This window comes from Chryseobacterium soli (assembly GCF_000737705.1).
GTDB lineage: Bacteria > Bacteroidota > Bacteroidia > Flavobacteriales > Weeksellaceae > Chryseobacterium > Chryseobacterium soli.
Genome location: NZ_JPRH01000019.1, coordinates 1 through 10,492, shown reverse-complemented (window position 1 = coordinate 10,492; position 10,492 = coordinate 1). Strand labels below are relative to the sequence as shown.

7 protein-coding genes are annotated in these 10,492 nt (G+C 36.6%); all 7 read left to right on the top strand.

The features are described from left to right. Window positions 1-683 precede the first annotated feature (683 nt). The 7 genes from IW15_RS21660 to IW15_RS21630 all read left to right on the top strand — a co-directional run bounded on the left by IW15_RS21660 (window position 684) and on the right by IW15_RS21630 (window position 10,424). Window positions 684-1,529 (top strand): serine O-acetyltransferase, encoded by an 846-nt coding sequence (locus tag IW15_RS21660; protein ID WP_034715679.1) that lies wholly within the window; start codon window positions 684-686, stop codon window positions 1,527-1,529. A gap of 18 nt (window positions 1,530-1,547) precedes the next feature. Continuing rightward, on the top strand, window positions 1,548-2,456 hold the full coding sequence (cysK, locus tag IW15_RS21655; protein WP_034715678.1) for a cysteine synthase A: 909 nt from the start codon (window positions 1,548-1,550) through the stop codon (window positions 2,454-2,456). Between the two features lie 79 nt (window positions 2,457-2,535). Continuing rightward, entirely contained in the window at window positions 2,536-3,360 is an 825-nt protein-coding gene (cobA, locus tag IW15_RS21650; protein WP_034715677.1) for a uroporphyrinogen-III C-methyltransferase, read from the top strand. After that, the gene (locus IW15_RS21645) at window positions 3,350-5,038 is read left to right on the top strand and encodes a diflavin oxidoreductase (RefSeq protein ID WP_034715675.1); all 1,689 of its coding nucleotides are present in this window, start codon (window positions 3,350-3,352) and stop codon (window positions 5,036-5,038) included. The genes cobA and IW15_RS21645 overlap by 11 nt, the downstream gene beginning before the upstream one ends. Before the next feature lie 49 nt (window positions 5,039-5,087). Beyond that, a complete protein-coding gene (locus IW15_RS21640; RefSeq protein WP_034715673.1) occupies window positions 5,088-6,764 on the top strand; it encodes an NADPH-dependent assimilatory sulfite reductase hemoprotein subunit in 1,677 nt (558 codons plus the stop codon). Window positions 6,765-6,915: 151 nt separating this feature from the next. Further along, window positions 6,916-9,804, top strand: a complete 2,889-nt coding sequence (locus IW15_RS21635; protein ID WP_051882304.1) for a TonB-dependent receptor — start codon at window positions 6,916-6,918, stop codon at window positions 9,802-9,804. Next, window positions 9,804-10,424 carry a precorrin-2 dehydrogenase/sirohydrochlorin ferrochelatase family protein gene (locus tag IW15_RS21630; RefSeq protein ID WP_051882302.1) on the top strand — a complete coding sequence of 207 codons (621 nt, stop codon included), beginning with the start codon at window positions 9,804-9,806 and terminating at the stop codon, window positions 10,422-10,424. Before IW15_RS21635 ends, IW15_RS21630 begins: the two co-directional genes overlap by 1 nt. Window positions 10,425-10,492 lie beyond the last annotated feature (68 nt).

Sequence of the window (10,492 nt, the reverse complement as noted above, 5' to 3'; positions counted from 1 at the left end):
TTAAATCTGACCCTCTCTGCGCTCCCTATTAAGGGACTGCAAAGATACAAACTTTTTTAAATTATCAAAATTAAATTCCGATTATTTTTTAGTTCATTCCTTATATCAATTACTGTCTCTGCGCTACCTACTATCTCTCGTTTTCAGTGGGGCAAAGATAGAAACTTTTACTCCCCCCACCAACTTTATTTAACATAATATCCACAAAGTGGATAAGTTATTACCTAATGTTTTGATTATGAATTTTTTATATCAATCAGTGGAGTTATCCACAATGATGATACACCTAAAACCGCGGGACATTGCTAGAAAAAAAGAGGGACAATTCTCTTATATATAAGGATTGGTTGCTTTTATAGTATCAATATTTATCAATTGATATATTATAGGGCATTAATTTTTTTATTTTTATAGTCTACTAATTTGGTAGATTAATTAATTGTTTTAAATTTGCTCAAAACAAATAATGAAAAAATTATTTCCAAATCAATATAACCGTAAGCTAATGTATGCATACCCTATTCATAGGATAGTCTGTTGCATGTAAAAAAAATTGTCGGCTTAGTCTATATAATTAATAGACTATGTTATTGCTATTGGATTTTTCCCAGCCTATTAATAACAACTTCAACTCTTATATATTATATGGAATACTTCGTATAAAAATATTTAACAGCAAAAAAATGGAATTTCAAGATAAACAGTCAGATTTTTTACAATATCTATTCACAAAGAAACAGAAGGAAAGTTATCTGTTTCATGAAAAACATCTGGCCGAGAATTTTGTTCAGGAATTATTTGATGTCCTTTTTATTTATCATTTAGAATCTTATCAATCTAGCGAGCAGCTTGAATACAAATTCAATCATCTCCGATATCAACTGCATACGTTAATTAATAAAGTCTCCACAAGTGATTCTATCATAAAGGAACAGGTAGAAAAATTCTTTGATGCAATACCTTATATATATGATATGCTTCTTTTGGATGCGGAAGAGATTCTGCATTTTGATCCTGCAGCTCATTCTAAGGAGGAAATCTTTATTTCTTATCCGGGATTTTTTGCTACAGCAGTGTATCGTTTTGCCCACCAGCTTTATCAACAAAAGATTCAAATCCTTCCCAGAGTGATTAGTGAATATGCCCATAGTAAAACAGGTATTGATATTAACCCCGGAGCAGAGATTGGGAAAAGTTTTTTTATTGATCATGGAACAGGGATTGTAATTGGAGAAACCACCATTATCGGCAATCATGTAAAGATTTATCAAGGGGTAACTTTGGGAGCACTGAGTGTCTCAAAGGATTTAGCCAGTCTGAAAAGGCATCCTACTATTCAGGATCATGTCGTGCTCTATTCCGGAGCAACTATTCTAGGTGGAACCACTGTAATTGGAGAAGGGAGCATTATTGGCGGAAATGTCTGGATTACTCATTCTATTGCCACCAATTCAGTGGTATATCATACTAATCAGATAAAAATAAAAGATAACAATCCTTTTCCGGAGGTTATCGATTTTGTAATATAAAATTTAAAAAATATAATTATGCCATTTCAAAATATTTTAGAAACCATTGGGAATACTCCTGTCGTGAGAGCTTCAAAATTATTTCCACACCATGAAGTATATATTAAACTGGAAAAAAGTAATCCCGGAGGAAGCATTAAAGACCGTATTGCATTGGCTATGGTTGAGGATGCCGAAGAAAAAGGAATTATTAATAAAGATACTCAAATCATTGAGCCCACCAGTGGTAATACCGGAATAGGCCTGGCTTTGGTAGCTGCTGTGAAAGGCTACAAGCTAACACTGGTAATGCCGGAAAGTATGAGTATTGAACGCAGAAAATTAATGGAAGTGTACGGAGCTGATTTCGTACTGACTCCCCGTGAGAAAGGAATGAAAGGTGCCATAGAAAAAGCACAGGAACTCGTTAACGCAACAAATAATGCATGGATGCCCAGACAATTTGACAACCAGGCCAATGTTGAAGTACATAAAAAAACTACTGCACAAGAAATTTTGAAAGATTTCCCTGATGGATTGGATTATTTGGTAACAGGAGTAGGAACCGGTGGACATATTACCGGTGTGGGTGAAGTACTGAAGCAGCATTTCCCTGATCTGAAAGTAATTGCTGTAGAGCCTGAACTCTCTCCAGTCTTAAGCGGCGGCGAGCCGGGACCACATCCTCTTCAGGGAATCGGAGCCGGTTTTGTTCCAAGTATTTTAAATACCTCTATTTTAGACGAAATCATAAAAGTCAGTAAAGAAGAGGCTTTTAACTTTACACAGCAAGCCGCAAAACAAGAAGGAATATTCGGAGGAATTTCTTCAGGTGCTTCATTAGCTGCTGTAGCGCAATTGCTAGAAGGAAAAACTGAAAAAGCTAAGGTATTAACGTTCAACTATGATACCGGAGAACGGTATCTGTCGGTAGAAGGTCTGTTCTAATTACATTCATCTAAAAATATCCTTCCTTTTTGTGTCGGATATTTTTTTAAACTAATAGTCTACAAAAATAGTAGAGAATATGAAAAAAGGAAAAGTTTATTTAATCGGCGCAGGCCCGGGAGATCCGGATCTGATTACCTTAAAGGCAGTAAAAGCACTGCAGCACTCAGACATTGTCTTAGCAGACAGATTGGTCAGTCCTAAAATTCTGGAAGATCATTTTTCCGGAGAAGTTATCTTCGTAGGCAAAGAATGCCGGCGGGGCGCCTCTACTCCTCAGTACAGTATTAACGAAATGATGACAGAATATGCTCTAGCCGGGAAAAATGTTTCAAGGCTTAAAGGCGGTGATGTTTCTATTTTTTCCAATATCCTGGATGAGCTCCAGGTATTGAAAGAACATTCGATCGCCTATGAAATTATTCCTGGAATTACAGCTTCACTCGGAGCGGCATCCTATTCCGGAATACCGCTGACAGCCCGCGGATATTCTACAGCAGTACGAATCATGACCTTTTATAAACATGATATTGTTCATCAGGATCACTGGAAAGATCTTGCAGAAACCAATGATACGCTTGTTTTTTATATGTCTGTTGCTACTCTTCCTGAGCTCATAGAAAAGCTAAAGAATGAAAATATTTCATCTTCTAAAAAAATTGCTGTGATAGAGCAGGCCACTACTCCATTGCAAAGAGTTCATACCTGCAGTTTTGAAGAATATGAAACTTCCCTCAAAAACAAAAAATTTGTTTCCCCATCATTGGTAATCATCGGGAAAGTGGTCGGATTGCATGAAGAATTTACATGGCTTCAGAATGACCATTCCCAGGATCAATATTTTGCTCCTGTAGAAAATCTCAATACTTATTTAACCTATAAATCTGTAGAAAATGCTGTCTGATCTTCAATTACAAAGTTTAAAAAAAATTCTCGGAGGATTTACCCAACAGGAACTGATATGGACCAATGGATATATTGCGGGACTTCTTGCTGAATCACCATCTGCTATTGACCAAAAGCCAACTGTAATAACAAAACCCAGAAAAATAACATTGGCTTTCGGAACGGAAACCGGAAATGCGAAAAGATTAGCAACACATCTTGCTGCATCAGCTAAAAAACAAGGCGTTCAGGTAAAACTTACCGGTGCAGATCAGTACCGGATTACGGATTTACCGAAAGAAGAGTATTTTTTTCTGATCATCAGTACACAGGGAGACGGTGAGCCGCCTATTTTAGCAAAAAAGTTCTATGATTACATTCTAAATAATACGCTTGATCTGTCTAAAGTACATTTTGGAATTTTAGGATTGGGAGATTCCTCTTATCCCGAATTTTGCAAAACTGCGGAAGATCTGCAAATCCGTTTTATGGAGCTTGGTGGAAAAGAATTTTATCCAGTTCAAAAATGTGATACCGATTATCAGAGTGATGCTGAAAACTGGTTTGATGGAGTAATCAACAAATTGAGCAACGAAACGCTTAGTTCTGATAATCTGCAAAAGATAAAGCCAAATTCGTCTTCTAAAAAATATTTTCAAGGTACTGTTGTTTCAAAGATCAACCTGAATGATATAGGTTCAAATAAAGAAACTTATCATATAGAAATCATTACTGAAGATGAAATTGATTATGAACCGGGTGACGCGCTGGGAGTTATTCCGTTCAATACGATACAAACCGTTCATGAAATTTTAAATCTGGTAAAATTTGATTCTAATACAATAATTACAACGGAAAGAGTAACCGCTCCTACAGAAGAACTGTTGAAACATCATTTGAATATCAGTTATCTTTTGAAATCAACTGTAAAAAAATATGCAGCCTTAACAGGACACAGCATTTCGGAAGAAAGATTAGGGCTTCTGGATTTGCTTAAAAAGTATCCATCAAATGTTGATTTTGAAAAAATCATTGGTATTTTGACTCCGCAGGCACCAAGATTATATTCTGTTTCTTCATCTCCCAACGGTCATGGAACCACAGAAATCCATGTCACCGTATCTAAAAACAGATTTACCACTGAAAATGATGAAAAGATAGGAGTCTGCAGTGAATATTTATCTGAACTGGATCTTAATCAAACTGTAGAATTCTATATTCAAAAAGCTAAACATTTTAAACTTCCGGATGAAAATAAGGACATCATTATGATAGGTCCCGGAACAGGAATCGCTCCGTTCAGATCTTTCATTACAGAAAGGGATGCTGTAGGTGCCACAGGAAAAAACTGGCTTTTCTTCGGGGAACAGCATTTTATCTCAGATTTTTTATACCAAACCGAAATTCAAAGCTTCTTACAAACGGGTTCTATAACGAATTTAGATCTGGCATTCTCAAGAGACCAGCATAAAAAGGTATATGTTCAGGACCGCCTGAAAGAAAAATCAACAGAAATATTTGAATGGCTGGAAAACGGAGCACATCTATATGTATGCGGTACCAGAGATCCGATGTATCATGATGTTGAAAATACCCTTCTGGAAATTCTTGAAGACAATGGAAAAACCAGAGAACAGGCCAGGCAATATCTGGATGAGCTTGAAGAGGAAGAACGGTTTGCTAAAGATGTCTATTAGATCATTTCGAAATCAATAATTACTATTTAAAAGAATAAACACCATTATAATGTTGGAACAAAACAATTTATCTCCTGTAGAAAAAATAAAAACAGAGAGTAAAGGGCTGAGAGGAACACTGCAGGAAAGTCTTTCTGATCAGTATACGGGCTCACTGCGGGAGCAGGATCAAAATCTGGTAAAATTCCATGGAATGTATCAGCAGGATGACCGCGACCGAAGGGAAGAAAGAAATCAGAAAAAATTAGAGTGGCTCTATTCTTACATGATCCGTTTAAGAATTCCCGGTGGATTAATAACTCCTGAACAATGGGCAGGACTGCATCACATTGCCGGTGAATATTCTACCGGAACCATAAAAATAACAACAAGGCAGACGGTACAGCTGCATGGGCTTCTGAAATCACAAACCAAACCCACGATACAATCTTTTAATACATTACACCTGGATTCTATTGCTGCCTGTGGTGATGTGAACAGGAATGTGACCTGTACTTCCCATCCTTCCGAATCTCCCCTGCATGGAAAAGTTCATGCGCTAGCGGCTAAAATAAGCGAGCTCTGCCTGCCGAAAACGACTGCTTATTATGAAATATGGCTGGATGAAGAGCAGATAGAGGAAAAGAAAAATCCTGAAGACCCATTGTATCAGAACAGATACCTTCCCAGAAAACTGAAAATAGGTATTGCCATTCCGCCAAATAATGATGTAGATGTTTTTATTAATGATATTGCCATCATTGCTATTATACAAGACGGAGAACTTAAGGGTTATAATATTGGAGCTGGCGGCGGTCTGGGTGCTACTCATGGAAATGCTGCAACGTATCCGAGGCTGGCTTCTGTTTTTGGATTTTTGGATACGGAAGAAAAAGTACTCAAGGCTGTCTATGAGATCATCACTGTACAAAGAGACTATGGCAACAGAAGTGACAGAAAGCTTTCCCGTCTAAAATATACTATTGATAGATTAGGCATCAGTGAATATAAGCGTTTGGTAGAAGAGAGATCAGGTTTTCAGTTTGAAGAAGCAGAGCCTTATGAATTTACCCAAAGAAAAGACCGCTACGGCTGGGAGCAGAACCATGAAGGAAAATGGTATTTCACCTTATTTGTAGAAAGCGGAAGGGTGCTTGATGAAAACGGATATGCATTGAAGTCCGGTTTATTAAAAGTCGCTGAAACTGGTAAAGCCAATTTCCGTTTCACGTGTAACCAGAATCTTATTTTGGCGGATATCCTGCCGGAACATAAAACGGAAGTAGAAGAAATCCTTCATGAACATGGCATTATAAACTATACGGATATATCCAGTGCGATGAGAAAAAACTCTATTGCGTGTGTTGCATTTAACACCTGTTCACTGGCGCTGGCAGAAGCACAACGCTATTTACCCAGCCTTATCACTAACATTGAACCTATTTTGGAAAAATATGGTCTTCAACAGGATGATATTACCATCAGGATGACGGGCTGCCCCAACGGTTGCGGTCGATCTCCGAATGCAGAAATAGGACTTATCGGTACTGCGTATGGAAAATACAATCTTCATATTGGAGGTGACAGGCTGGGAATGCGTCTCAACACAAAATATAAAGATAGTCTGGAGGAAGCCCAAATCCTGGAAACACTGGATGTACTTTTCTCTGATTATGTAAAGGATAAGCTCCCTCATGAAACTTTTGGAGATTTCACCTACAGGACCATTGTCAATCATTTAAATTAAAAAGCACAATGAGATTTAATAAATTGAAAAAAATAAGTTCCACCATACAAAAGAAAGGATTTGTCAGAAATATTTATTTCATGGACATGTGTTGTTGTTATTACCAACCCATGGCTATTTAATCGGAAATACATAATTCAACTGACAAAAAATGAACATTTCAAATCAACACATAAAAAAATATACTTTAGGACTTTTACTTTTATCAACTCTTACTATCAAAGCCCAGCAGCAACTGGTGGAAATTACTGGATCAATAAAAAATTCCGATCATCAATCATTATCCGGAGCACATATTAAAGTAAAAAATACAGCGGAAGAAACAATCAGTGAAGCCAACGGAGAATTCAAGCTGAGAACCAGAGTCAATTTTCCTTTTGTCATTCTGGTGGAAAGAAACGGGTACGAAACTGCTCAGATAGAAGTTTTAAACGGGCAGAATAAAATCTCTGTAGAATTAAATTCCCAGACCCGCATTATTGATGATGTTGTTATTTCTGCTTCCAGAACAGAAGAAAAAACCTTGAAGTCCCCAGTCTCTATTGAGAAAATAGATATTAAAGCTATTCGTGAGGCTCCGGCACCTTCATTCTATGAAACTTTAGAAAATGTGAAGGGAGTTCAATTATTAACGTCAAGCTTAACATTAAAAGTTCCCAATGCAAGAGGATTTAATTCGCCTAATAATTTCAGATTTATGCAGCTGGTTGACGGAGTAGATGTTCAGGCGGCTACTTTAGGTGTTCCTCTAGGAAATGCCATCGGACCGACAGAATTAGATATCCAGTCTTTAGAAGTTACGCCCGGTGCTGCTTCTGCATTATATGGAATGAATGCGATTAACGGGCTGGCAAGCTTACAGACTAAAAATCCATTTAAGAACGAAGGTTTAAGTTTATATTTCCGGGGTGGAGTCAACCACATTGACGATGCGAATCACGGTTCGGCTTCTACTCATGAAATTGCTTTACGATATGCAAAAAAACTGAATGATAAAATTGCTTTTAAAATCAACGGATCCTATATGACAGGTGTAGATTGGATCTCGAATACTTTAACGGATCAAAATCCTAACAATCTTAGTACAGCCAATCCAAATTTTCAACAATTAGATGAAAATAATAATCCCGCTCAGGACTTATGGAACAAATATGGAGATGAAAGGAATAACAGAACTACTGTAAAAGCTACTATTAACGGTAAAACACAAATCTTCAATGTATCCAGAACAGGATATCTGGAAAAGGATCTCGTGGATCCAACGGTAAGAAATATTAAATTTGATGCGGGTTTATATTATAAGATTTTTAATGATACAGAACTTTCTTATACCTACCGTTACGGTCTTTTAGACGGCACCTTCCAACGTGGGAATAAAATCCGTCTTCAGGATGCTACGGTACAGAATCATAAAGTAGAACTTAAAGGAAAAGAATTTGATGTAAAAGGATATATCTCTATTGAAAATACCGGAAAATCGTACAATCTAAAACCTTTGGCCGATAATATGGATCTAACGAATAAGTCTAATAAAGACTGGACGAATTCCTTCCAAAGTGCGCTTCAGAATGAGATCAATTCAGGAGCAGATCTTGCTTCTGCTTTTGCAAGAGCAAGAAAGGTTGCTGATCAAGGACGTGTGGAACCCGGAACTGCAGCTTTTGAAAATTTGAAAAATACCATTATTGGAATTAATAATTGGGACCACGTGAATGCAGGATATCCAAATGCACCCCAAACGGGTGGTGCGTGGCTGAAGCAGCAGTCAAAAACCTATAATGTCGACGCGACTTATAATTTATCCCGATATGTTAAATACTTTGATCTTTTAGTAGGAGCAGATTACCGGGTATATTCCGTAGTTCCCGACGGTAATAATTTTGTGGATTTTGGAAGACCTGTTTCAGAAAGAAATACACCGTTGCCTGATGGAAGTTTCGGAGAAAATCAATTATACAAAAAATATGGGGCATTTGTACAGTTAACGAAAGTCATTCTTGATGATAAACTGAAATTGAATGCCTCTTTAAGGATAGACAGAAATCCCTTATTCAAAACAAAGTTAAATCCCAGGTTTGCGGTGGTTTATTCCCCTTTTAAGCAGCATAGTTTCAGGGCTTCCTATCAAAACGGTTTTAGATTTCCTTCTATTTTTGAAGCATTGGGATATGTAAATAATGGCGGGGTAAGAAGAGTCGGTGGACTTAATCTTGTTAATGAAGGACAAGGATTTCTAAAAAACTCTTACACCTTAGCCTCTATTGACCTATTTAATGCAGGTGTCAACTCTTCTGTATCATCCGGTCTTACTCAATCTGAAGCCGTGCAAAATAATAAAGGGCGTTTAGTAGCCTCCAACCTCCCGGAATTGAGACCGGAACAAATCAATTCTTTTGAAATTGGCTACCGTTCTATTATTAATAACAGTAAAATTGCTATTGACTGGGATGCTTATTACAATATTTATGATCGATTCTTAGGCCAGGTAGATGTTGCTGTTCCTAAAAACGGAAATATAGAAACTGCCGCAGGGATTAATAATATGCTCGACAAAACCCAACAAACCCGTTTTCGTGTTTTTACGAATAGCACCAACAAATATAAAAGTTTCGGTTCTTCTCTAGGCCTTCGTTATAATTTCTATGGAAACTATACAATAGCCACGAATTTGAGTTATAATAATTTACTATCCAACAGTACTAATGATATTTTTATCACAGCATTCAATACCCCGAAATGGAATACAAATATAAGTTTTGGTAATAAAGAGATATTTAAAAACGTAGGCTTTAATATTGTAGGAAAATGGCAGACTGGATTCGACTGGCAAAGTCCTTTAGCCAACGGGTATATTCCCTCTTATGCTACAGTTGATGCCCAAATCAGCATAAGATTTCCTGAGATTTATTCAAATTTAAAAATCGGAGGAACTAATATTTTAAATCATTATTACTATCAATATGCAGCCGGTCCAACTCTTGGAGGATTATATTATATCGCCTACACTTTTGATCTTAATCTTAAAAATCTCAATAAGTAATGAGCAATACTCTTTTTCCTATATTTCTAAAAACTGAACACCTACGTTTCTTAATAGTTGGAGGTGGAAATGTAGGCCTTGAAAAAACTGAAACTTTATTAAGGCAAAATCCAGATACAAAGATCAAAGTTGTAGCGAAAAGTTTTGGAGAAAAATTTAGAGTCCTTTTAAATGACACTCCACACGTACAATATTTTGAAAAAGATTTTGAAGAATCTGATATCAATGATATAGACATCGTGATCGCAGCAACGGATGATAAGGCCTTACATCAAAAAATAAAAGACATTTCAAATTCAAAAAATATCTTAGTCAATGCAGCTGATCAACCTGATCTCTGTGATTTTTATCTGGGATCAATTATCAAAAAGGGGAATCTGAAAATTGCAGTTTCTACGAATGGAAAGTCTCCCACCATAGCTAAACGACTGAGAGAAGTATTGGATGAAAATATTCCTGAAAAAATTGATGAAATATTAAATAATCTTGAACACTTACGCACTCACTTATCAGGTGACTTTAAAAATAAATTGGAAGTATTAAATAAAATAACAGAAATTCTTTCAGACCATCCTGAAAATATAGAATCTTATCTGGCTTATATTTCTCAACAGGAATAACAATATTTTGAGACCTGTTATATGATTGATTTTAATTTTTGAATGGGATCTGTATTTCGGCTAAAGCC